Genomic DNA, 22,542 nt, shown 5'->3' on the forward strand with positions numbered 1-22,542 from the left:
ATGTTTCTGGATAACGCTGACGGGTCATAACACCTCCAATAGTTGCCTCATTTTAAGGCTGTGAGGTGTCTAGGGAAATGGGGGCGATTCAGATCGCCTCAATGATGGCCAGTGCCTGGCGTGACAACGGCACAATGTGCGGTTCTCGCATCTTGGCACCACGATGTGAGTATTTGACCCCTTCAATGGGGGGGCGGGACGCCGGGATCGTCCAGATTGCTCGCTCGATATCGAGCTCATCCCAGCGCATGAAGCGCAATTCACTCGAACGGACAAAGGTTAACAAGGTGAATTTCACCGCCATCTTGGTCAGCAGACGTCCCGAATAACTATCGAGACGGCGCACCAGCTTGGGAATATCCTGCAGCGGCAGCGCGGGATGATGCTGGACTTTGCGAACCGACAACGCCCCCGTCAAATCAGCGGCAGGATTGGTCTCAATCAAATCAGTTCGCATTACATAACTCATTATGCCATTGATGTGTTGCCGCACTCGTCCTGCCAAATCAAGCGCATTTCGCTGCGCTATCTTACGCAGTGGAACAAGCAGGTCACGAGTCTTGAGTTCGGCAACGGGGCAATGGCCAATCAATGGAAACACGTCTGTTTCAAGCCGGGTCAAGATGCGTGAAGCGTGATCGGAGGACCACTTGCCAGCATTTTTTGCATGCCATTCACGGGCAACAGCCTCAAAACTATTCGCTTGTTTGCGGGTGATGTTGTTACGCAACTGCTGCTTATGAACGACAGGGTCGATACCCTTGGCTAACAAATTTCGTGCGGCAGCGTGTTTGGCACGGGCCTCCGTCAACGACAGGATGGGGTAGTCGCCAAACGCCATCAGCCCTGCCTTACCATCTGGCTTGGTAAACTTGAAGCGCCACGAACGGGTACCGTTCTTTTTAACCAATAAGTGCAAGCCATTCCCATCGAACAGGGAATAGTCTTTTTCTCGCGGGCGGGCATTGCGACACTCGGTATCAGACAGGGGTTTGGTAGTTCGCGACATTGGTATACGACTCCTTTATCGAATCGATGTATACCTAAGCGTATACCAATTTATAGCGGATGTGTTAGGAATGACTCGGAATGTTCTGGACGTAAAAAAACCCAGAGACATTGAATCTACTGGGTTTTTTGAACTTTTTCGGAATACTTTGGAAGTATTAATGGTGCCCGAGGCCGGAATCGAACCGGCACGACGCGAACGTCGAGGGATTTTAAATCCCTTGTGTCTACCGATTTCACCACTCGGGCACCGCAATCGGTATCAAGCTCGCGTGGCGGGCTTGTCAATATGGAGGCACGTTCCGGAGTCGAACCGGACTAAACGGATTTGCAATCCGCTGCATAACCGCTTTGCTAACGCGCCATGCAAAAGAGAGTTGGCTCTCTAATGTCTGAATTTGGAGCGGGAAACGAGACTCGAACTCGCGACCCCGACCTTGGCAAGGTCGTGCTCTACCAACTGAGCTATTCCCGCATTGGTCTGGCTGACTGCCTGACTACGAGGACGCATTCTAGCGATGTTCCTCGCCCAGTCAACCAGAAATATTTAATTACCTGATCGTTCGGGCATTTTTTGCCCTTTTTGAACAGTTTTAGCGCCTTTGGCCGTTTCCTGCATCAAATCAGCGGAAACCTCACCTTGCGGCGCGGGTGACTCACAGCTTGGCGTGGTGGGTCAGATCGCCCCAGGCCGCCTTCATGTACTGGAACATCGACCAGAAGGTGAGCACGGTGGCGACATAGAGCATCACGTAGGCGAGCCACACCATCCAGACGTTGTATTGCCAAATCAGACCGGTGAGCGACACCATCTGGATCATGGTCTTCCACTTGCCAATCCAGCTGACCGCCACCGAGGAGCGTTTGCCCAGTTCGGCCATCCATTCACGCAAGGCAGAGATGATGATCTCGCGGCCAATCATGGTCATGGCGGGGATGGTGACCCAGATGGTGTTGTAGTGTTCGACGATAACCACCAGTGCGGCGGCGACCATGATCTTGTCGGCAACCGGGTCGAGGAAGGCGCCAAAGGCGGTGGACTGATTGAGCTTGCGAGCCAGATAGCCATCAAACCAGTCGGTGGCAGCGGCCAGAATAAAGATGAGGGCAGCCGCCAGATAGGACCATTGGTAAGGCAGATAGAACAGGATGACGAAGACGGGAATGAGCAAAATCCGGAAAAACGTCAACAGGTTAGGTATGTTTGTCATTATTTTTTCAGCCACTTCTTGTACGTCGCTACATAGTGCGCCAAAGCCGATTTGCGATGCAACCGCACTGGCGCCCGTCCTGGTCTTCTTAATCCATCAATCTTCTCAAGATGCAGGGCCATTATGGCATTTACGGCCCCCCCGCGTCACGGCTCTTGTGCATCAAGGAGTTAGCGATTTTTCCTGGCTGCTGGCTGCGCCTAAAACCTGTTCAGGCGCCGTGCAAGCCATCATGGATGGTCTGGGCCAGCTCCTGACTGATGCCGGGCACCTTGGCCAGTTCATCCACGCTCGCCTTTTTGACCTCCTGCAGGCCACCCAGGTATTTGAGCAGTGCCTGCCGCCGCTTTGGCCCCACCCCCGGAATATCCTCCAGACTGCTGCTGGTGCGGGCCTTGGCACGCCGCGCCCGGTGACCGGTAATGGCAAAACGGTGGGATTCATCGCGAATATGCTGAATAAGGTGCAAAGCGGGCATATCTGCCGGCAAATGTAACTCTTCGTGGCTCTCCCCCATGATGAGAGTCTCCAGCCCCGCCTTGCGGGTCACCCCCTTGGCAATCCCCACCAGCAGCGGGTATTTGCCGCCGAGAAACTCCAGCTGACGGGCCAGGATCTCTTCGGCGCGACGCAACTGGCCGAGGCCACCATCGATAAACAGCACGTCCGGCACCTTGTCCGGCTCCTGCTGCTTGCCAAAGCGGCGCTCCAGCGCCTGCTCCATCGCCGCGTAGTCATCACCGCCGGTGATGCCGTCGATGTTGAAACGACGATATTCCGATGAGAGCGGCCCCTCCCGGTTGAACACCACGCAAGAGGCCACCGTGCGCTCCCCCATGGTGTGGGAGATATCGAAACACTCCATGCGGGCGATCGGGCGCTCCAGCTCCAGCAGCTCTTCCAGCTGATCGTAGCGAGCAGTCATGGTGCTCTTGTGAGCAAGGCGCGAGCGCAGCGCCGTCTCGGCATTGATGGAGGCGAGCTTGATAAAGCGTGCCCGCTCGGCGCGGGTACGGCTCACCACCCGCACCTTGTAGCCCGCAGTCTGGCTCAGGGTCTCGGCGATAACGCTCTCGTCCTCGAGGGCCACATCGAGCAGCACCTCGCTCGGGATCTGCCGTCCCCCCTGCCCCGACAGATAAAACTGCAGCAGGAAGGATTGCACCACCTCGTCAAGCTGGGTATCGGCCGGCACTTTCGGGAAGTAGCTGCGCGAGCCGAGCACCTTGCCCTGACGGATAAAGAGCACGTGGATACAGGCTGCGCCTTGCTCGAAGGCGACCCCCACCACGTCGAGCTCGTCCAGCACGTTGCCGCTCACCGACTGCTGTTCAGTGACCCGGCGCAGCGCCAGGATCTGATCCCGATAGCGGGCCGCCTCTTCAAAGCGCAGATCGCCGCTGGCGGACTCCATCTTGCCTACCAGCTCGCCAATCACCTGCTGGTTCTTGCCCGCCAGAAACAGCTTGGCCAGCTCCACCTGCTGGGCATATTCGGCCTCGCTCACCAGCCCGGGTACGCAAGGACCGGCGCAGCGCTTGAGCTGATAGAGCAGGCAGGGACGGGTTCGGTTGGCATAGACCGCATCCTCGCACTGGCGTACCGGAAAAATTTTCTGCATCAGATGCAAACTCTCGCGTACCGCGCCGCCAGAGGGGTATGGGCCGAAGTACTCTCCTTTGATCTTGCGGGCACCACGATGAACACCGATGCGCGGATGCTGGTGCGCGGTGATGATGATCCAAGGGTAGGATTTGTCGTCCCGCAACAGCACGTTGTAACGAGGCTGATACTGCTTGATCAGGTTGTGCTCGAGGATCAGCGCCTCGGTCTCGGTGTGGGTGACGGTGACCTGGATATCGGCGATCTGGCGCACCAGGGTGCGGGTCTTGATGCTGTCGACGTTGGTGCGAAAGTAGGAGGCGAGCCGCTTTTTCAGATCCTTGGCCTTACCCACATAGATCACGGTACCACCGCTGTCATACATGCGGTAAACGCCGCTCTGATGGGTGACGGCGCTCAGAAACGCCTTGCTGTCGAAGAGAGGTTCGGGAGAGAGGGTCATCAGCTACTCGGCTCACACAAAGGCAAAAATTGACGGGCAGAGCATACTGCCCCCGCCGCCTGAAAAGCAAAGGGGCAGAAAAGCAAAAAGGCGGCACTCGCCGCCTTTATGACCACACGCCCCCCGATTAGAGGGTATCGGCATCCAGCATGCCATAGCGAATGGCCAGATGGGTCAGCTCCACGTCACCGTTGATCCCCAGCTTGCTGAACAGACGATAGCGGTAGCTGTTAACCGTCTTCGGGCTCAGGTTGAGCTGCTCGGAGATATCGGTCACCTTCTGCCCCTTGGTGATCATCATCATGATCTGCAGCTCGCGCTCGGAGAGGGACTTGAAGGGATTCTCGTCAGCGGAGGCAAACTGGCTGAGGGCCATCTGCTGGGCGATCTCCGGGGAGATGTAGCGCTGACCGGAGTGCACCAGCCGGATCGCCTGGATCATCTCGTCAGGGGCTGCTCCCTTGGTCAGGTAACCGGCGGCGCCCGCCTGCATCACCTTGGTGGGGAACGGATTTTCTGAATGAATGGTCAGCACTATGATGCGCACATCGGGGCGGATCCGCAGAATTTTGCGGGTCGCTTCCAGACCACCAATACCCGGCATGTTCATGTCCATCAGGATCACGTCCGGATGGTGTTGGCGACAGAACATAACTGCGGTCTCGCCGCTCTGTGCCTCGCCCACCACCTTGATCCCGCGCACATCTTCAAGAATGCGTCTTATCCCTGTACGCACCAGCTCATGATCATCGACCAGGAATACATTTATCACCCAAACACCCCGTTTTTATCTCGTTTTAGCCGCCCGGTTAGGGTTAACAGGGCGTCTTGCATCATAACCAAACTCGTCGCTTTGGCAAACCATGCGCGCCAAAAGTTTGAGAAAACCCATGTTTAGCGTTTAAAATCAAATAATTATATAAATTTTCAAAACAAAAAACGGTGCCTTGCGACACCGTTTTTCATGACTTTCGTGCAATGGCCATCACTTGGCCAAAAACGCGCGCACCTTCTCCAGATCGGCCTGGGTATCCACCCCCACCGGCGGCGCTTCAAGGGCCTGGGCGACGTGGATCTTCTCCCCGTACCAGAGCACCCGCAGCTGCTCCAGCGCCTCGACCTGCTCCAGCACGCTCGGCGCCCAGTCTACATAACGCTGGATAAATCCGGCGCGATAGGCGTAGATGCCGATATGGCGCTGGTAGTGGTCACCAATTTGCTCACGACTGTTGGCAAAGCGATCCCGATCCCAGGGAATGCTGGCGCGGCTGAAGTAGAGGGCGTAGCCATCCTTGTCAGTCACCACTTTCACTGCATTGGGATTGAACGCCTCTTCGGCATCCTTGATCGGCACCGACAAAGTCGCCATCGGCGCCGTGGCGGCGGCCAGATTGTCTGCCACCTGACGGATGATGGCGGGCGGAATAAGCGGCTCATCCCCCTGCACGTTGACGATGATGGTATCGGCGGCAAAGCCGTAGTGACGGCACACCTCGGCCAGACGCTCGGTGCCGGACTGGTGATCCGGTGAAGTCATGCACACCTCGACGCCGGTGGCCTGCAGCGCCTGCTGCACCCGGGCATCGTCAGTGGCGACAATCACCCGATCGGCACCTGATTGCAGGGCCTTTTCCACCACGTGTTGCACCATGGGCTTGCCATGGATATCCGCCAGCGGCTTGCCCGGCAGACGGGTTGACGCATAGCGGGCAGGAATGACGACGACGAAACTCATGACGGCAACTCATCGCTATTGAGCGGACGGGCACGGTTCTCCAGCAGTACCGGGATCCCCTCTTCCAGCGGATAGGCCAGCTTGTCGAAGCGGCAGACCAGCTCATGAACTGCTTTGTTGTAGTGCAGCTTACCCTTGCAGACCGGGCAGGCGATGATGTCGAGCAACTTGATGTCCAAAGCCAAAACGATACTCCTTCAACGATGTCGAGCAACCAAATATTCCATACGGGGCATATCACCCCCTGCTCTCCCGCCGAGGCGAGAGAGACTAATCTTGTGCCTTGGCAGCGCCCTTCGCCCCCAGCTTGTGCAGCAGGGTGTCGAGCAGGGAGGCGGGCAACTCGGCACTGACCGGCAGATACCACCAGTTATCGAGGGCAAACGCGCGGCACTTGACCGCATCCTTCTCGGTCATCAGCAGTGGCTTGCTGGCAAAACGGCCCACCAGCTCATCCCTATCGAAGGGGTGATGATCGCCGTAGGCGGCCTGCTGATCCAGCTGGTAGCCGAGCCCCTCGAGGGTGGCAAAGAAACGGGGCGGATGGCCAATCCCCGCCAGCGCATCGACCGGCCCCGACAAGGGGGCGGGCAGCGGCGCATCGTCGTACACCCGACGCGGGGTGTCGGCAACCAGTTGCATGGGGTACTCCCCCTTGCCCGGTGCACCGCCATTACAGATGATGGCATCCACCCGCTTGAGACGAGTGACCGGCTCGCGCAGCGGCCCCATCGGCAGCAAGCAGGCGTTGCCAAAACGGCGGGCTCCATCCACCACCACCAGCTCTATATCGCGGGCCAGCGCATAGTGCTGCAGGCCGTCGTCGGTGATGATGATATCCACCTCACCGCTCTGCTCCAGCAGTCGTACCGCATCGGCCCGTTTCGGGGCGACCACTACCGGGCAGCCGCAGCGCCGGGCAATCAGCACCGGCTCATCTCCGGCCTGCGCCGTGGTGCTGGCGCTATCAAGCCGATAGGGATAATGGGGCGCCTTGCCACCATAACCACGGCTCACCACCCCGGGGCGATAGCCGCGGGCTTGCAACTGCTCCACCAGCCAGACCACCACCGGCGTCTTGCCGTTGCCCCCCACCGAAATATTGCCCACCACGATCACCGGCAAGGAGGCGCGATACCCCCTGCGCCAGCCGTGGCGATAGGCGTAGCGGCGGGTGCCGCTGATGATGGCAAACAGCAGGGCAAAGGGGGCCAGCAACCAGCGCCAGCCACTCTTTGCATACCAGAGCCGTTCCAGCATCAGGCCTTGTTTCCCGCGTTACCAAACTGAATGGCACGCAGCTGGGCATAAGTGCCACGCTGCTCCATCAATGCTTCGTGGTTACCGCGCTCGACGATATGGCCTTCGTCGATCACCAGGATCTCGTCCGCCTTCTCGATAGTGGAGAGGCGGTGGGCGATCACCAGCGAGGTACGGGCCTTGCAAAGCTCGTCGATGGCCGCCTGAATGTGGCGCTCGGACTCGGTATCGAGGGCCGAGGTGGCCTCATCCAGCAGCAGAACCGGCGCATCGCGCAGCAGGGCGCGCGCAATGGCGACTCGCTGGCGCTGACCGCCGGAAAGAGAGGCACCATTCTCGCCAACCACGGTGTCGTACCCCAGCGGCATCTTGCTGACGAACTCGTCGGCATGGGCGATGCGAGCGGCCTGCACGATCTGGTCGCGGCTGTATTTGTCTTCTGCCGCGTAGGCAATGTTGTTGGCCACCGAGTCGTTGAACAGGTGGACATGCTGGGAGACCAGCGCGTACTGCTTGCGCAGCTCGCTCAACTTGTATTCGCGGATGTTGACGCCGTCCAGCAGGATCTCGCCCTGATCGATGTCGTAAAAGCGAGTCAGCAGGCTGGCGATGGTGCTCTTGCCAGAGCCGGAGCGGCCCACCAGCGCCACCGATTTACCCGCCTCAACCTTGAAGCTGACGTTATGCAGCGCCGGGGTATCCTTGGTCGGATAGGTGAAGGTGACGTTGCGAAACTCGATCTCACCACGGGCGCGATCCAGAGTACGGGTGCCGGTATCCTGCTCCGGCTCGCTGTCGAGCAGGCCAAACAGGCTGTGGCAAGCGGTGATGGCGCGCTGGAACTGATTGTTGACGTCGGTCAGGCTTTTCAGCGGCTTGAGCAGCATCATCATGGAGGTGATCATGACGGTAAACGTACCGGCAGTCAGAGTTGATTTGACGCTATCAATGGTCGCGACGTAGAGGAAGGCTGCCAGCGCGATGGAGGCAACCATCTGCACCACCGGACTGCCGATGGCATCGGCGGCGACCATCTTCATGGTCTGCTGACGCATGTTGTTGCTGACCTGGAAGAAGCGCTTCTCTTCAACCTTCTGGCCACCAAACATCAGCACCTCTTTGTGCCCTTTGAGCATCTGCTCGGTGGAAGTGGTGATATCCCCTACCGCCTGCTGGATGTGACGGCTGATCTGGCGGAAACGGCGGCTGATAAGGCCGATGATAATCCCCACCAGCGGGCCAACCACCAGGAAGATCACCGACAGTTGCCAGGAGTGCCAGAACATCAGGCCGAGCAGGCCGACCACGGTCGCCCCTTCCCGCACCAGGGTCACCAGGGTGGTGCTTGCCGCCGAGGAGACCTGACTCGCGTCATAGGTCACCTTGGAGAGCAGATGACCGGTGTTCTGACGGTCGAAGAAGCTCATCGGCATCGCCACCATGTGATTGAACACCTGCTGCTGCAGACGCATCACTACGTGGTTGCCGACCCAAGCCATGCAGTAGTTGGAGAGAAAGTTGGCAACACCGCGCAGGGCCACGATGCCGAGGACGAAGAAGGGCATCCATTTCAAGACGGTGCTGTCGTTGCCATTAATGCCCTGATCGATCAGCGGCTTGATGGAGTAGACAAAGGTGGTATCCACGGCAGCGTAGCCCAGCATCCCGATGATGCCACCGACCAGGCCCAGCTTGCGATCACGGACATAACCGAGCAGGCGTCGGAATACAGGCCAGCTCTCTTGTGAGGTTTCTTGTTGCATGAATAGCCGTTAGTAATGGAAATGACGGGCTATTCTAGCCAAAGCGCAGGATTACACCAAGCGTCGCCACCGATATAGAATCCATCCGCTGCGGAAATGACGGATTATTGCTCAAACCACGCTCTCGGCCGCCACCACTCGCCACCGCGTCGGTACCAGGGGCCCTGATTGCGCTCGGCAGTCACTTTCAATCCCGCTGCGGTGGGCTCGACCAGGATCGCCCCTTGCAGGCCGGTGACCCACTGGCGGGCATCCCGATAGCGGGCCACCACATCGGGACGGGGAAAGCCCCATTGGTTCATAAAACCGGCGCTGTGGATCACCTCCTGCGCCGCCACCGCCGCGACAAACGGGGGCGTGGAGGAGGTGCGACTGCCATGGTGTGGGCTCACCAACAAGGTGCTGGCCAACCCCTCCCCCGCCAGCGCCACCAGTCGCTGCTCGGCCTGCCGCTCGATATCGGCACTGAGCAACACGCTGCGCTGCCCATCGCTGATACGCACCACGCAGCCATCATTATTGTGCCCGCCACCGGGGCGCTCAGGCCAGAGCACCGTAAACGCGAGCCCTTGCCAGCGCCACTGTTGCCCACGCTGGCAAAGGGTGGTTCCCTTGCTAAAGGGGTAAGAGGAGAGCTCGTGGCGAACCGGCATGGCGCTGAGCAGTCGCTTGCGATTGCCGGCATGGTCCCGATCCTTGTGGCTGATAATAAGGCGATCGATCACCCGGATCCCCAGATGGCTCAGCTGGGGCAGGATCACCGCGTCCGCCATGTTGTAGCCACCGGGATAACGATCGCCGGTGTCATAGAGGATGGCACGCTCCCCATTGCTGATCAGCACCGCCAGCCCCTGCCCCACATCCAGCACCCGCAGTTGCCAGCGGGCAGGAGTTGGCCAGAGCGCCAGCAACAGCGCACATAGACCCGGTAGCAACAGCCAGCGTGCCGGGCGCCACCGCGAGGCGAACCAGAGCAGCAACAGCAGGGTGCAAAGCGGCAGCCACCAACCGGGCAGTGGCCACCACAGTTGCAGTTGATCGGCAAGCCAATTCAGGATCGTCAGCACCCAACCAAGCCCCAGATCCGCCAGCCAGAACAGGCCATAGGCGAGCGAGGTGGAGAGCGGCGCCAACAGCACACCGATCAGCGCCAGCGGAATGATAGCGATACAAAAGAGCGGCACCGCCAGCAAGTTGATCACCATGGCAAGGGGCGCTATCCCCTCGAACAACGCCAGCTGCAGCGGCAGCAGACCGAGCAGCAGCCAGAGCTGGATCTGCCACAGCCCCGGCTTGTCGTGGACATACCCCACCAGCAGCAGGATGGCCACCGCCAGAAACGAGAGCCAGAAACCGGCCGAATAGAGGGCAAAGGGATCCCAGAGGGTCAATACCACAAAGGCCCACAGCCAGATGCGCCAGGCAGGCCACTCTCGCCGGCTCCAGCGCAGCACACTCCACACCAGCACCATGATTAGGGCCCGCTCGGTGGCCACCGCAAATCCCGCCAATGCGCTGTAGACGGCGGCAAACAGCAGGGAGGTGATAATGGCGCCGCGCAGGCCAAACAGCCTGCCCAACCACCACCCGAGCACCGCCACCAGCGCGATGTGCTGCCCTGAAATCGCGATGATGTGAGTCAGGCCGCTGCCGCGAAACAGCTCCCACTGGGCATCCGTGATGCCGCTCTGCTCGCCAAAGGTGAGGGCGGCCAACAAGGGAGCATGATCAAGCGGGCGCCAACTCCCGGTCGCCTCGCCCAACCAGCGTTCGCGCCACCCCGCAGGTGCCTGTTGAATGTCGATCACCCGGCGCAAATTGCCGGTGGCGGTGATCCCCTTGCCCAGCAGCAGACGCCGCCCATCCAGCCCCGCCTCGTTGGCCAGACCGTGAGCCGGTTTCAACGAGGTCACCAGCGCGATCCGGCTGCCCACTGTCATGGCGGGCAATGCCTGATAGGCATTGACCCGGATCAGGGGCTCAGGTGTCACCGGTTGCTCGTCAAGGGTGCTCACCCGCAGCAACAGCCGGACAAATTTATCCCCCTCGGGCTCTGCACTTTGCAGCTGTGCGGTTATCATGTGGCTCGTCTGATCGCCCAATCGCTCCAGCCAGGCCAGTCGATAGGCAAGATTGGCCTGCATCCAGAGGATGCCGAGCAGGAGAAACAGCCACCGCCAGGCACGGCAATATGCAAGGGGGATCAGCAGGGACAGCAACAGGCCCCCCCATGCGAGTGAAGGTAACCATGGCCAGAGCAGTGAGGAGCTTGCCCCAAGGGCAAACGACAACAGACGCAGATCCATGGAGCAAGTATTTAGCAAGGTTTCAATATGCCCAAACGACTCATTAAACGCTGGATGCCCGATCAGCAAACCCTGAAAGAACACAAGCACTTGCGGCTGTTCGGCAAACTGCTGCTCGATGCAAACCTCTGGCACCTCAACCGCCGCTCGGCAGCCGGAGCATTTGCGGTGGGCCTCTTCATGGCCTGGGTGCCGCTCCCCTGCCAGATGCTGCTGGCCGCCGGTGGCGCCATCCTGTGCCGGGTCAATCTGCCGCTCTCGGTGGCGCTGGTCTGGCTCTCCAATCCCTTTACCATGCCGCCCCTGCTCTATGGCGCCTATCTGGTGGGTTGCCAGCTGCTGGGACATTCGGCGCAGCAGATTGAGATTGAGTTCACCTGGGAGTGGCTGGTCTCGGTACTGGGAACTGTCGCGCCGCCGCTGTTGCTGGGCTCGCTGATCCTGGCCCTTCTGAGTTCCCTCATCGGCTACACCCTGATCCGCACCTTCTGGCGGATCAGCACGGTGCGCCAGTGGCAAAAACGCAAGATGGCCCGCGCATGCTGAGTCGCTGGTTTGCCCGCTTCAAGCTCGATCCCGACACCCTGCGCCAGCAGAAGTGGTTTGCCCTGTTTGGTGAGCGACTGCTTGCTCCGGCCCTCTGGCAAGGGGGTACTCGCGCCCTGAGCGGCGCGGTAGCGGCCGGGATCTTCGCCTGCTGGTTCCCCATTCCGATGCACTCGCTCATCGCGGTCGGGCTGGCGCTGGCATTCAGCCTCAACCTACCGCTGGCGCTGCTGGCAGTCTGGTTCAACAATCCGCTGACCCTGCCATTCATGTATCTCTACGCCTATCGCACCGGCTGTCTGGTGTTGCACCAGACGCCGGAGCCTTTCCACCTTACCTGGACCCTCCACTGGCTGGAGCAGGAAGCGGCGACCCTGGTGCCTCCCTTCCTGCTCGGCAGCCTGCTGCTGGCGGTGCTCACAGCCCTGAGCGGCGGTGCCCTGACCGCGCTGCTGCTGCAACTGCGCAAACAGTGGCAAGACGCCCGCCACCGCTGAGCCGCCCTTCCCCTTGTTTGGCGATCAGCCGTTGGCGATCAAAAAAGCCCGTCACCTTGGTGACGGGCTTTTTCATTGCATAGTGCCGCATAGTGCCAGAGCGCAAGGCGATGCGATTACAGCACCTTGGCGATGGCCTCGCACAGAGGATCGATGTTGGCGCGGGTGATCCCGGCCACGCTGATCCGCCCGGAGCCGACGATGTAGATGGCAAATTCACTCTTGAGGCGCTCCACCTGATCCTTGGTGAGGCCGGAGAAGGAGAACATGCCGTTCTGCTCGCGGATAAAGCTGAAATCCTGGCTTACGCCGAGGGCAGCCAGCTTCTCTACCAGCAATTCGCGCATCTCGCGAATCCGCACCCGCATGGCAGCCACTTCTTCGACCCACTCGGCATAGAGAGCCGGATCGCTCACCACGGCGGTGACCACAGCGGCGCCGTGTGACGGCGGGTTGGAGTAGTTGGCACGAATGACTGTCTTGACCTGAGTGAAGGCCACATCGGCGATTTCCTTGGTCGAGCTGACCAGCGTGAAGGCGCCGACACGCTCGTTATAGAGGCCGAAGTTCTTGGAGAAGGAGCTCGCCACCAGCAGCTCGTCATGGCACTCGGCGAAGATACGCAGACCTTCGGCATCCTCTTCAATACCACGGGCAAACCCCTGATAGGCGAAGTCAAACAGCGGCAGCCAGCCGGCGGCAGCACTCTGCTTGGCCAGGGCGCGCCACTGTTCGGTAGTTGGGTCGATACCGGTCGGGTTGTGGCAGCAGCCGTGCAGCAGCACCAGCTCACCCGGCTGAACCTCGGCCAGCGAGGCCTGCATGGCGGCAAAGTCGAGCCCCTTGGTGGCGGCGTCGTAGTACTTGTACCACTTGACGGTCAGACCCGCGGCCTGGAATACGCTGACGTGGTTGGCCCAGGTGGGATCGGAGATCCAGATGGTCTTGGCCAGACCGTTGCGCACCACAAATTCTGCCGCGATACGCAGGGCACCGGTACCGCCCGGCGCTTGGGCTGTCTTGGCGCGGCCGCTGGCAACCAGCGCAGAATGTTGCCCGAACAGCAGTTGCTGCACGATGCGGCCATATTCGATATTGCCTTCAATACCGAGGTAGTTCTTGGTCTTCTCGTCGGTCAGCAGCTTCTGCTCGGCTTTCTTGACGCAGTGAAGAATGGGGGTGGCACCGGACTCGTCCTTGTAAATCCCTACGCCCAGATTGATCTTGTGGCTGCGAGAGTCAGCGCGGAAGGCTTCGGTCAGGCCCAGGATCGGATCCGCTGGGGCGGCAACAACCTTTTCAAACATGGTATTCCCTGTATTCCGTTGAGTTCGTTGGGTGGCAAAGCGGCTTGATAAACAAAAGCGCTCATCTGGCGAGCGCTTCGTCAACTCTTTATATCACCGCGTTCAATGGGGGAAAACCGCTTTTTGGCTCGCTTTCAGGCCAATTTCAACCAACGGCATGCCACGCTGGCGCCAGCGCACACACCTCGGCCGACAAGCCACCATTGGACTCAACCAAACCGCTACAAACTGCTAACAATGACTTGGGGATCCGGCTCGGTTCCCACGGCCGATCCTCCGTCAACGGTTGGGCATACGCGCTGAGGATGGGGGCCAGATCACGGGGCAGCCACCAGCTGGCCGGACGACCCAGCCGCTGGGCCAGCGCCTGCAGCCGATCCACTCCGGCAGGGTCGAGGGCGGTGAGATGGCTCCACAGCACATTGGGCGGCAAGGCGGCCACCACCTGCTGCAAGGCAAGGGGTGACGATGGGGGGGCCCACACCAGCAAGGTGCCAGCATCAAGGGGCAGCTCGGCAAAAGCGCCGACGCTGTCTGTGGTGATCACCCGCTCGATATTCCCCTCCCCCCACAGGATCTTGCCAAGACCCGCCAGGGTACGCTCGGGCAGGGCCACCTCCCCCAGAGCCTGCAACCAGGGCGCAGCATCGATTAAGGTGCCGCCGCTGAAAAAGAGGCTGAGCGGCTGGGCGGCGCGCAAGCGCAACAGCTGATCGGCACAGAGCCGGATCCCCTTGTCCTCGAAATCGATCTGCTCGTTGGGGGTGAAGTTCACCTCGCTCTTGCGATAGAGCGCCGCCAGCACCCGCTCGTTGACCTGCTCCCCCAATTGCCAACCCTGAGCATGCAACCACTCCTCGGGCTCGGGGGGGGCGGTGGCGATCTCGGCCAGCATCAGCTCGCGGGTGAGATAGCGCCGTCCGGCTGGGGTGAGTTCATAGCTGTGGCTGCCATGGGCGAGCAACAGCTGGTTATCCTTGAGCAGGCCCACCAGCGGTTGCCATTGGCGGCCACGGATCACCACAGGCGAGTGGCTCAGCAACTGCTGCGCCAGCGCCCGCCATTCGGGGTGACTAAAGTCGATCAATTACAATCCATCCCTGTCAATGCTCAATCGGATAAACAGCCTGAAAAGGTACCGTTACCGGCCGATGACACCAAGCCTCCCGCGCCAATTACGTGACCTTGCTCCCTGCAATTTTCCCCAAACGGAAGAGCCCACCGTGGGGTGGGCTCTTCCTTGGATAACACTCGACGCTTATTCGACGTTGAGGCGCAGCTCGGCGTCGTGCCAACCCAGTGGCAGGGTCAGCAGCTGATCGATCAGCTCCCGGCGATCGGATTTCTCCAGATAGGCGAGATAGAGCGGACGGCTCAGCGGCTGGCCCCCCTCCACCAGATGGAGCGCCCCTTTCTCGAGGAAGGGGCTGACCATCCGCCGTGGCAGGTAGGCTGCACCACCGTTGGCCAACACGAATTGCAACGCCATGCTGGCGGAGCTGGAGTGCAGCACTGGAGTCTTTTGCAGGCTCTGCAAGCGGCTGGGTTGCGGCTCGAAGCTGGTGCCCCAATCGAGGTGGATGTGCGGCATCTGCATCAGGTTGTCGGCATTGGCGGCCGGATCCCGGCTCACCAGCTCGAACACCAGCTCACCGATGGGATGCAGGGCGATCTCGTCGATCTTGGTGGGCTCGGAGAGCAGGGCCAGATCGAGGGAGCGCTCCAGCAACTGGCGGCAGAGGTGTTCGCGGGAAGCCGTTTCCAGCCGTACCGCCAAGCCGGGCGCCAGCGCATAGATGTGATTGAGCCAGTCGTTGAAATCGAGCTCCCAGAACACCGCGGGCGCGCCGATGGCCAACTGCTGGCTGAATCCCGGCGAGAGCGCCACATCCTGCTTGGCACGACCGAGGGTGTGCAAGATAGCGTCTGCGTAGGGCAGCAGACGCTCACCGGAGGCGGTCAGGCGGATATTGTTGCGATGACGGGCAAACAGACTGACACCCAGTTGCTGCTCTAGCTGGCGGATCCGGAAACTCACCGCCGACTGGGTCAGGTAGAGATTTTCAGCAGCCCGGCCAAAGTGCCGGGTCTTGCTGACCTCGATAAAGGTCCGAAGCAGCTCGGTATCCATTAATCGATGGACTCGTCACTGCCACCACCGCTGCCACCACCGACATCAAAGCTGGCACCACCGCTGCTCTCTTCGCTGGCACCGCCAACGACGGTGCAGAGGCGATGAACGCGCTTGGGACCGATCACCTTGAGGTATTTGAACCACACCTTGGCATGGGGGTTGGCTCCGGCCGCGCCGGATTTGACCTGCTCGACGAAGGCGGACTCGACATCGTCACGGGGAGTCAGATTGCCCTGATAGAGAGCCAGCATGGCGGTACCATACTTTTCCAGACTGTCCGCTTCGGCCACAGTGAATTCACCACTGCGACGCAGGCCACGGGGAAAATGTTTGAAGTCGTTGAAACGCTTGTCTGATTCGAAGCTCATAGTGCTCTTTTTCTGGTTAGTTTGACCTTTGCGGGCAAGTATCATCAGGCCATCGCCGAGTGCAAAATCAATTTTCTCACTATATTAATAAATATCTTTTATCGAAGTCACTTTGCCCCATAGCTGGCGCCGATTTTGTGGCAGAGCACACAAAAATCGTTGATAAATAATAAACTTATGTAAACGTACAGCCCGATTTCACGTCATTTCCCGGGCAATTCAGGTAAAAATAAAGCGCCGAACGGCGCTTTATTTGTCACATCAGATGAACCAGCTGAACCCTGGGTTCAAACATGCTTACTCAATCATGGCCGGTTGGGCCAGGTTGTCGGCACGCCACAGGCGGTAGCGCACTTCATACTCCTGTGGCACGTAGATCACGAACGGCAGCTTGGAGTTGTAGTTCACGAAAAAGCCCTGGCCGTAGATCTGGACGAAGGTCTCTTTCTGCTGGGCGTCCGGGCAAGCCATCAGGGTGGTGATGGGGTCGGAGACCTTGCCCAGTTGCAGGTAGTTGTAGCCCCAGCCTTTGACGCTGTGCTGTTCCAGGTTGCCGGCAAAACGCGGTACGTTGCAGTCAACCATCATCTTTTTACCGACCTGCAGCTCGACCATCATGTCGGATTCTTTCTCGACTTCTGGCAGGCGGATCACCACTCGCTCCTGATTCACGTCAGCGGCTGGGAACATGCTGATATCAAATTTTTTCGGCTCGGCGGCGAAGGCATGGCCACCCAACAACAAGGCGCCCAGCAGGCTAAAACGCAATACGGCTTTCATCTGTACCTCATGGGGTTGGTTCAACGCCGCTAGACTAACCGCTCCGCCGATTTCATGCCAGCGATCTGCTACGTAAAAAGTGCGTAAAATGATGCAGATCCGGCACACCATGACGTGATCTGGCTATTTTCTGACAGGGCGCACACTCCCGTTGCGGGAACCTCCAACAAAAAGCGAGGCCAACTGGCCTCGCGCTACACTCAAATGACACCACTTCGCTATTTAGCCGCCCCTTCATGGGCCTTGATCACGGCTACCGCCTTGTCGGGGAAGTCGCTGAACACCCCGTCCACATCGGCCTGATAGAGGAAGATGTTGAGGAGATCGGTGAAGTCCTTGGCATAGGCCGGGATCTGCCCCTCATCCTGACGGAAGGTATAAGGATGCACCTTGAGACCCGCCGCGTGGGCCTCTTTCACCATGCCGGTGAAGACCGGCTTGCCCAGGGTGCCCGGCTCGGTGACGATCATCGGCTTCCACGGGCCAATCCCTTCGGCATAACTGGCGATGGTTTTCATCGCTCCCGGCTTGAACATCCAGTCATAGTTGTAGGGGGTCGCCTTGCCCTTGGCATCGTAGACCATGGTCTCGTTCCAGTCGGTCTCGGCCATCAACTGCACCAGTTTCAGATCCATACCCATGGCAGGCATCAGCTCGCTGTTGATGCGCTTGAGTTCATCCGCATCGAAGCACTGCAGATAAACCTTGTCATCCTTCCCGGTGTAGCCGTACTCCTTGAGCACGGTCAGCACTGCTTTGGAGATATCCTTGCCTTCGTGGCGGAACAGCCAAGGTGCCTTGATCTCCGGATAGATGCCGATGTTCTTGCCGGTGCTCTTGTTGAGCCCCTGGATCATCTCGATCTCCTCCTGGAAGGTGTGGATCTTGAAGTTCGACTTCCAGAGCGGGAAACGGGCCGGATAGACCGGCACCTGCTTGCCATCCACCAACTGGAACGGCTCGGTCATGCGCAGGGAACGCACCTCGTCCAGCGTGAAATCCACCACATAGTAACGGCCGTCCGGGCGGGCACGACCGGGGAAACGCTCGGCCACATCGGTGATGCCATCGAGGAAGTGATCGTGCATCACCACCAGCTGGTCATCCTTGGTCATTACCAGATCCTGCTCCAGATAATCGGCCCCCATGCCATAGGCCAGTACCTTGGACTCCAGGGTATGCTCGGGCAGGTAGCCGGAGGCGCCACGGTGGGCAATCACCACCTTGCCTTCATCGGCAGCAAACACGGGTAATGAGAGGGATGCCCCAAGGCTCAGGGCGATGAGGGAAACGGCGAGTTTTTTCATAGGTGAGGCTCTTTATTATTGTGTGTAGGTAATTGTTCTATCAGAGGTTTGTTGCATATTTACGGTAGAACGCGGTGGGCAGCAGCGCACTGCCCACCGTCACACATCAGCTCGCCTTGCGCAGAGCGTGATGATATTGGTCGAGCCAGATGTGCAGCATCTGCTGCTCTGACTCGTTCAGGCGCAGCCCCAGCTTGCTGCGGCGCCAGAGGATATCGTCCAGTGAACAGGCCCACTCCCGCTCGATGAGATAGCGCACTTCCGACTCGTAGAGACCGCCACCGAAGTGAATGCCACGATCCTCTTTCAACCAGAGGCGGGCATGGGCGCCATAGGCCTCGGCAATGCGCAGAGCGCTGCGATCATCGAGCCAGTCAAACTCCAGCGCAAAGGCGCGGGCCAGCTCGCGCACCGAGCAGTCGAACTCGCCACCGGGCAACCGGCTGGTCGCAGTCCAGTCATCCCCCATCTGGCTGAACCAGGGCTTGAGCTTGTTGCAGGCGGCCTGCGCCAGCTTGCGATAGGTGGTGAGCTTGCCGCCAAATACCGAGAGCAGCGGCGCGCCATCCGATTCGCCCGACAGTTCAAGGGTGTAGTCGCGGGTCACCGCCTGCGGTGAGTCGGACTCGTCATCGCACAGCGGACGCACCCCGGCATAGGTCCAGATCACATCCTTCGGGGCGATCTGGCGAGTGAAGTGGGCGTTGACCACCTTGCACAGGTAAGTGATCTCGGCCTCGCTGATCTTCGCTTCCCGCGGGCTGCCGTGGTGCTCCACGTCGGTGGTGCCAATGAGGGAATAGTCCTGCTGATAAGGGATGACGAAGACGATGCGGTTGTCCTCGTTTTGCAGGATATAGGCCTCTTCGCGCTCATGGATGCGCGGCACTATCATGTGGCTGCCTTTAATAAGGCGAATGCCACGGGGGGATTTCTCGTTCAGGCTCTCGTCATAGAAGGTCTTGACCCAGGGACCCGCCGCATTGACCAGACCACGGCAGGTGACGGTGAACTGCTCGCCCCCTTCCCGCTCCAGCGTCAGCGTCCAGTGTTTGGATCCGCGCACCGCCTTGATGCAGCGGGTGCGGGTCTGCACATCGGCACCCTTGTCACGGGCCATCATGGCATTGAGTACCACCAGCCGGGCATCGTCTACCCAGGCATCCGAGTATTCAAACCCCTTGTTGATCCCCGCAGTCAAGCCATCTTGCGGCAGGAAGCGCACGCCGCAGCTCCCCTTGAGCTTGTCGCGCTTGGCCAGATTGTCATACAGGAACAGGCCGGCACGGATCATCCAGGCCGGACGCAAGTGCGGACGGTGCGGCAGGCGAAAACGCATCGGACGGGCGATGTGAGGCGCCATACCGAGCAGCACCTCACGCTCCGCCAACGCCTCTTTCACCAGCCGGAATTCATAATGTTCGAGATAGCGCAAACCGCCGTGGATCAGCTTGCTGGAGTTGGAGGAGGTGGCAGAGGCGAGATCTTGCGCCTCAAACAGGGCAACCTTGAGACCCCGTCCTGCCGCATCGGCTGCGATGCCGACCCCGTTGATGCCGCCACCGACGACGACCAGATCATAATGTTCGCTCATGTTCACCTACTTTCATTTTTATGATTGCTATAACAGCAATGTTTGATTTCGCTCATTTTAGAACATGAAAATACAACAAACGAACATTTTATGGCGAAAGTGTGATCGCCACAGCCCGCCAGAGGGGGCAAAAGTGGTACAGCAGGTGAGCGACAGGGATCAGGCTAAAACTGGCGAGTGAATAGCAAAAAAAGCCAGGCTAGAGAGTGATTTTGGCAATACCCAGAAAGGGGTGAAATGAACGCAAAAATGGGGGCAGGAACAGAAAGGAGGCCGCCCGAACGGGCGACCGGCACAGCCTTGGCCTCTTCAGCCGTCAGCAGATGTGGCAGGCGATCTGGTGTTGCGCCATCAATCGCGTCAGCTTTTCCGGTGGCTCCTGATCGGTAAAGAGGGCGTGGATCTGGTTGAGATTGCCCAGATTGACCATGGCATTGCGACCGAACTTGGTGTGGTCGGCGGCCAGGAACACCTGACGGGAGTGGGCGATGATGGCCTGGGCGATCTTCACCTCGTGATAGTCGAAATCGAGCAGGGAGCCGTCGTTGTCGATCCCCGAAATCCCGATGACGCCATAGTCCATGCGAAACTGACCGATAAAGTCGCGGGTCGCCTCCCCCACGATGCCGCCATCGCGGTTGCGGATCTCGCCACCGGCGATGATGACGGTGAAGTCATCCTTGGCCGTCAGGATGCTGGCCACGTTGAGGTTGTTGGTGACGATGCGCAGCTCGCGGTGATCGAGCAGGGCGCGGGCGATCGCCTCGGTGGTAGTACCTATGTCGATAAACAGCGATGAACCGTCGGGAATATTGGCCGCTACCTCGCGGGCGATGCGCTCTTTCTCCTTGAGTTGCATCACTTTACGGGCGCTGTAGGCGGTATTGACGGTACTCGAATGCAGGGAGGCACCGCCATGATGGCGCCGGATCTTGTTCTGTTCGGCGAGATCGTTCAGATCCCGGCGAATGGTCTGGGGGCTGACGTCAAAGTGGGTCACCAGATCGTCGGTCGAGACAAATCCCTGCCGCGTCAGGACGTCCAGGATCTCCAGATGTCGTTGGGTTTGCTTCACGCTTGCACTCCGATGATTAAACGAAAAAAGGCCCCGGCAGATGCGGGGCCTTTTGGCAGTTTACCTGATCCCCTTTGGGATCAATAAGCTGACGATCACGTTTTATGCCTTATTGGCAGCCGCTTTCTTGGCCGCAACGGCAATGTTCTCGTGTTTGAGGGTCATCGCCAGCAGGATGATGGAGAGCACGCACAATACGGTCAGCACCAGGAAGCCGCCATCCCAACCGAAGTGGTCAACGGTATAACCCAGCATGGCGTTGGCTGCCACAGCGCCGCCCAGATAACCGAACAGACCGGTGAAACCTGCCGCAGTACCGGCAGCTTTCTTCGGTGCCAGCTCAAGGGCATAGAGGCCGATCAGCATGACAGGACCGTAGATCAGGAAGCCGATAGCTACCAGCGCCATCATGTCGACGGTCGGGTTGCCAGCCGGGTTGAACCAGTAGACCAGCACAGCCACGGTCACCAGCACCATGAACAGGATACCGGCTGGCGCGCGGCGGCCCTGGAACATCTTGTCAGAGATCCAGCCACACAGCAGGGTGCCCGGAATACCGGCCCACTCGTAGAGGAAGTAAGCCCAGGAGGAGTTGTCGACGGTAAAGTGCTTGGCCTCTTTCAGGTAGGTTGGCGCCCAGTCCAGCACACCGTAACGAATGAGGTAAACGAAGGCGTTGGCGATCGCGATGTACCACAGCAGTTTGTTGTGCAGCACGTACTTGACGAAGATCTCCTTGGCGGAAAACTCCTGCTCATGGCTCGCGTTGTAATCCTTCGGATAGTCGTCCTTGTACTCCTCGATGGGAGGCAGACCGACCGATTGCGGGGTATCACGCATCACGAAGAAGGCGATCACCGCGATGGCAGCCGCCGCTGCCGCAGGCACATAGAAGGCGCTGCGCCAGTCGTTGAACCAGCCCATCCCGAGGATAAACAGCGGGCCAATCATGCCGCCGCCCACGTTATGCGCCACGTTCCAGACCGCAACCACTTCGCCGCGCTCTTTCTGTGACCACCAGTGCACCATGGTGCGACCGCAGGGCGGCCAGCCCATGCCCTGTGCCCAGCCGTTCAGGAACAAGAGCACGAACATGATGGCGATGCTGGAGGTGGCCCAGTGCATGGTACCCATCATGAACATGATACCGGCCGAGAGCAGCAGACCGGCGGAGAGGAAGTAACGGGCGTTGGAACGGTCAGAGACGTTCCCCATCAGGAACTTGGACAAGCCGTAAGCGATGGACACCCCGGAGAGGGCCAGACCCAGATCGCCACGAGAGAAGCCCTGCTCGACCAGATAGGGCATCGCCAGACTGAAGTTTTTCCGTACCAGGTAGTAACCGGCATAACCGAAGAAGATCCCGAAGAACACCTGCCAACGCATGCGTTTGTAGAAGGGATCGACCTTGTCAGCCGGGAGCCTGTCGATGTGCGCCGCAGGCCTGAAGAGACTAAGCATGTTCTGCTTCCTTATTGTTGTTATGGGCGGTTGAGGATGCCCTGACCATTCCGACGAACCATGTGAGTCCACTGATTCGTAAGCGAGCCCATTGTGCTCATATGCGCTCATTTAATCTGTGATGC

At 59.4% G+C, this 22,542-nt stretch carries 20 protein-coding genes and 3 tRNA genes; 2 read left to right on the plus strand and 21 right to left on the minus strand.

Annotation, left to right across the window (positions count from 1 at the left end):
- Positions 1 to 88 precede the first annotated feature (88 nt).
- The 12 genes from OKC27_RS00005 to OKC27_RS00060 all read right to left on the minus strand — a co-directional run bounded on the left by OKC27_RS00005 (position 89) and on the right by OKC27_RS00060 (position 11,348).
- The gene (locus tag OKC27_RS00005; protein ID WP_270805734.1) at positions 89 to 1,009 is read right to left on the minus strand and encodes a tyrosine-type recombinase/integrase; all 921 of its coding nucleotides are present in this window, start codon (positions 1,007 to 1,009) and stop codon (positions 89 to 91) included.
- A gap of 161 nt (positions 1,010 to 1,170) precedes the next feature.
- Positions 1,171 to 1,257: transfer RNA gene (locus OKC27_RS00010), tRNA-Leu, on the minus strand.
- A 41-nt stretch (positions 1,258 to 1,298) separates the two neighbouring features.
- Positions 1,299 to 1,372: transfer RNA gene (locus tag OKC27_RS00015), tRNA-Cys, on the minus strand.
- A gap of 35 nt (positions 1,373 to 1,407) precedes the next feature.
- A tRNA-Gly gene (locus OKC27_RS00020) sits at positions 1,408 to 1,483 on the minus strand.
- 181 nt (positions 1,484 to 1,664) lie between these two features.
- Positions 1,665 to 2,219, minus strand: a complete 555-nt coding sequence (pgsA, locus tag OKC27_RS00025; protein ID WP_042057638.1) for a CDP-diacylglycerol--glycerol-3-phosphate 3-phosphatidyltransferase — start codon at positions 2,217 to 2,219, stop codon at positions 1,665 to 1,667.
- Positions 2,220 to 2,430: 211 nt separating this feature from the next.
- Complete coding sequence (gene uvrC / locus OKC27_RS00030; RefSeq protein ID WP_270805735.1) at positions 2,431 to 4,284, minus strand: excinuclease ABC subunit UvrC; 1,854 nt, start codon at positions 4,282 to 4,284, stop codon at positions 2,431 to 2,433.
- Positions 4,285 to 4,411: 127 nt separating this feature from the next.
- Positions 4,412 to 5,056, minus strand: a complete 645-nt coding sequence (uvrY, locus tag OKC27_RS00035; RefSeq protein WP_270805736.1) for a UvrY/SirA/GacA family response regulator transcription factor — start codon at positions 5,054 to 5,056, stop codon at positions 4,412 to 4,414.
- Positions 5,057 to 5,269: 213 nt separating this feature from the next.
- The gene (gene kdsB / locus OKC27_RS00040; protein ID WP_270805737.1) at positions 5,270 to 6,019 is read right to left on the minus strand and encodes a 3-deoxy-manno-octulosonate cytidylyltransferase; all 750 of its coding nucleotides are present in this window, start codon (positions 6,017 to 6,019) and stop codon (positions 5,270 to 5,272) included.
- Positions 6,016 to 6,204 (minus strand): Trm112 family protein, encoded by a 189-nt coding sequence (locus OKC27_RS00045; protein WP_005347033.1) that lies wholly within the window; start codon positions 6,202 to 6,204, stop codon positions 6,016 to 6,018. The genes kdsB and OKC27_RS00045 overlap by 4 nt, the downstream gene beginning before the upstream one ends.
- 85 nt (positions 6,205 to 6,289) lie before the next feature.
- Positions 6,290 to 7,279: a tetraacyldisaccharide 4'-kinase gene (gene lpxK / locus OKC27_RS00050; RefSeq protein ID WP_270805738.1), complete on the minus strand. Its 990-nt coding sequence runs from the start codon at positions 7,277 to 7,279 to the stop codon at positions 6,290 to 6,292.
- On the minus strand, positions 7,279 to 9,042 hold the full coding sequence (gene msbA / locus OKC27_RS00055) for a lipid A ABC transporter ATP-binding protein/permease MsbA (protein WP_270805739.1): 1,764 nt from the start codon (positions 9,040 to 9,042) through the stop codon (positions 7,279 to 7,281). Before msbA ends, lpxK begins: the two co-directional genes overlap by 1 nt.
- Positions 9,043 to 9,146: 104 nt before the next feature.
- Positions 9,147 to 11,348 carry a DNA internalization-related competence protein ComEC/Rec2 gene (locus OKC27_RS00060; RefSeq protein ID WP_234601440.1) on the minus strand — a complete coding sequence of 734 codons (2,202 nt, stop codon included), beginning with the start codon at positions 11,346 to 11,348 and terminating at the stop codon, positions 9,147 to 9,149.
- A gap of 27 nt (positions 11,349 to 11,375) precedes the next feature.
- On the opposite strand from OKC27_RS00060, the gene OKC27_RS00065 reads away from it, so the two are divergent.
- Entirely contained in the window at positions 11,376 to 11,894 is a 519-nt protein-coding gene (locus OKC27_RS00065; RefSeq protein ID WP_182969279.1) for a DUF2062 domain-containing protein, read from the plus strand.
- Positions 11,888 to 12,391 (plus strand): DUF2062 domain-containing protein, encoded by a 504-nt coding sequence (locus tag OKC27_RS00070; RefSeq protein WP_234601468.1) that lies wholly within the window; start codon positions 11,888 to 11,890, stop codon positions 12,389 to 12,391. Before OKC27_RS00065 ends, OKC27_RS00070 begins: the two co-directional genes overlap by 7 nt.
- A gap of 116 nt (positions 12,392 to 12,507) precedes the next feature.
- Here OKC27_RS00070 and OKC27_RS00075 read toward each other — a convergent pair whose 3' ends face one another.
- From OKC27_RS00075 to glpT, 9 genes are all read right to left on the minus strand, one after another.
- Positions 12,508 to 13,698: an amino acid aminotransferase gene (locus OKC27_RS00075; RefSeq protein ID WP_270805740.1), complete on the minus strand. Its 1,191-nt coding sequence runs from the start codon at positions 13,696 to 13,698 to the stop codon at positions 12,508 to 12,510.
- Positions 13,699 to 13,843: 145 nt separating this feature from the next.
- Positions 13,844 to 14,785 carry a hypothetical protein gene (locus OKC27_RS00080; RefSeq protein ID WP_270805741.1) on the minus strand — a complete coding sequence of 314 codons (942 nt, stop codon included), beginning with the start codon at positions 14,783 to 14,785 and terminating at the stop codon, positions 13,844 to 13,846.
- Between the two features lie 171 nt (positions 14,786 to 14,956).
- Positions 14,957 to 15,829, minus strand: coding sequence for an HTH-type transcriptional regulator HdfR (hdfR, locus tag OKC27_RS00085; protein WP_005337525.1), 873 nt, complete (start codon positions 15,827 to 15,829; stop codon positions 14,957 to 14,959).
- Positions 15,829 to 16,200 carry a DUF413 domain-containing protein gene (gene maoP / locus OKC27_RS00090; protein ID WP_042656085.1) on the minus strand — a complete coding sequence of 124 codons (372 nt, stop codon included), beginning with the start codon at positions 16,198 to 16,200 and terminating at the stop codon, positions 15,829 to 15,831. The genes hdfR and maoP overlap by 1 nt, the downstream gene beginning before the upstream one ends.
- 297 nt (positions 16,201 to 16,497) lie before the next feature.
- Entirely contained in the window at positions 16,498 to 16,980 is a 483-nt protein-coding gene (gene eco, locus OKC27_RS00095) for a serine protease inhibitor ecotin (RefSeq protein WP_042656084.1), read from the minus strand.
- Between the two features lie 218 nt (positions 16,981 to 17,198).
- Positions 17,199 to 18,287, minus strand: a complete 1,089-nt coding sequence (gene glpQ, locus OKC27_RS00100) for a glycerophosphodiester phosphodiesterase (RefSeq protein WP_270805742.1) — start codon at positions 18,285 to 18,287, stop codon at positions 17,199 to 17,201.
- A 106-nt stretch (positions 18,288 to 18,393) separates the two neighbouring features.
- Positions 18,394 to 19,881, minus strand: coding sequence for a glycerol-3-phosphate dehydrogenase (gene glpD, locus OKC27_RS00105; protein ID WP_058054012.1), 1,488 nt, complete (start codon positions 19,879 to 19,881; stop codon positions 18,394 to 18,396).
- Positions 19,882 to 20,197: 316 nt separating this feature from the next.
- Positions 20,198 to 20,956: a DeoR/GlpR family transcriptional regulator gene (locus tag OKC27_RS00110; protein WP_042012039.1), complete on the minus strand. Its 759-nt coding sequence runs from the start codon at positions 20,954 to 20,956 to the stop codon at positions 20,198 to 20,200.
- 102 nt (positions 20,957 to 21,058) lie between these two features.
- Positions 21,059 to 22,417, minus strand: coding sequence for a glycerol-3-phosphate transporter (gene glpT / locus OKC27_RS00115; RefSeq protein ID WP_270805743.1), 1,359 nt, complete (start codon positions 22,415 to 22,417; stop codon positions 21,059 to 21,061).
- Positions 22,418 to 22,542: the final 125 nt, after the last annotated feature.

The sequence above is a fragment of the Aeromonas sp. QDB62 genome (genome assembly GCF_027705695.1).
GTDB lineage: Bacteria > Pseudomonadota > Gammaproteobacteria > Enterobacterales > Aeromonadaceae > Aeromonas > Aeromonas allosaccharophila.

What these genes read in the sequence shown, in the direction of transcription:
- msbA (WP_270805739.1), bottom strand. Translation starts at nt 9,042, where the DNA reads ATGCAACAAGAAACCTCACAAGAGAGCTGGCCTGTATTCCGACGCCTG.
- OKC27_RS00005 (WP_270805734.1), bottom strand. Translation starts at nt 1,009, where the DNA reads ATGTCGCGAACTACCAAACCCCTGTCTGATACCGAGTGTCGCAATGCC.
- OKC27_RS00065 (WP_182969279.1), top strand. Translation starts at nt 11,376, where the DNA reads ATGCCCAAACGACTCATTAAACGCTGGATGCCCGATCAGCAAACCCTG.
- kdsB (WP_270805737.1), bottom strand. Translation starts at nt 6,019, where the DNA reads ATGAGTTTCGTCGTCGTCATTCCTGCCCGCTATGCGTCAACCCGTCTG.
- OKC27_RS00060 (WP_234601440.1), bottom strand. Translation starts at nt 11,348, where the DNA reads ATGGATCTGCGTCTGTTGTCGTTTGCCCTTGGGGCAAGCTCCTCACTG.
- eco (WP_042656084.1), bottom strand. Translation starts at nt 16,980, where the DNA reads ATGAAAGCCGTATTGCGTTTTAGCCTGCTGGGCGCCTTGTTGTTGGGT.
- lpxK (WP_270805738.1), bottom strand. Translation starts at nt 7,279, where the DNA reads ATGCTGGAACGGCTCTGGTATGCAAAGAGTGGCTGGCGCTGGTTGCTG.
- glpT (WP_270805743.1), bottom strand. Translation starts at nt 22,417, where the DNA reads ATGCTTAGTCTCTTCAGGCCTGCGGCGCACATCGACAGGCTCCCGGCT.
- pgsA (WP_042057638.1), bottom strand. Translation starts at nt 2,219, where the DNA reads ATGACAAACATACCTAACCTGTTGACGTTTTTCCGGATTTTGCTCATT.
- uvrC (WP_270805735.1), bottom strand. Translation starts at nt 4,284, where the DNA reads ATGACCCTCTCTCCCGAACCTCTCTTCGACAGCAAGGCGTTTCTGAGC.
- maoP (WP_042656085.1), bottom strand. Translation starts at nt 16,200, where the DNA reads ATGAGCTTCGAATCAGACAAGCGTTTCAACGACTTCAAACATTTTCCC.
- hdfR (WP_005337525.1), bottom strand. Translation starts at nt 15,829, where the DNA reads ATGGATACCGAGCTGCTTCGGACCTTTATCGAGGTCAGCAAGACCCGG.
- OKC27_RS00075 (WP_270805740.1), bottom strand. Translation starts at nt 13,698, where the DNA reads ATGTTTGAAAAGGTTGTTGCCGCCCCAGCGGATCCGATCCTGGGCCTG.
- glpD (WP_058054012.1), bottom strand. Translation starts at nt 19,881, where the DNA reads ATGAGCGAACATTATGATCTGGTCGTCGTCGGTGGCGGCATCAACGGG.
- glpQ (WP_270805742.1), bottom strand. Translation starts at nt 18,287, where the DNA reads ATGAAAAAACTCGCCGTTTCCCTCATCGCCCTGAGCCTTGGGGCATCC.
- OKC27_RS00070 (WP_234601468.1), top strand. Translation starts at nt 11,888, where the DNA reads ATGCTGAGTCGCTGGTTTGCCCGCTTCAAGCTCGATCCCGACACCCTG.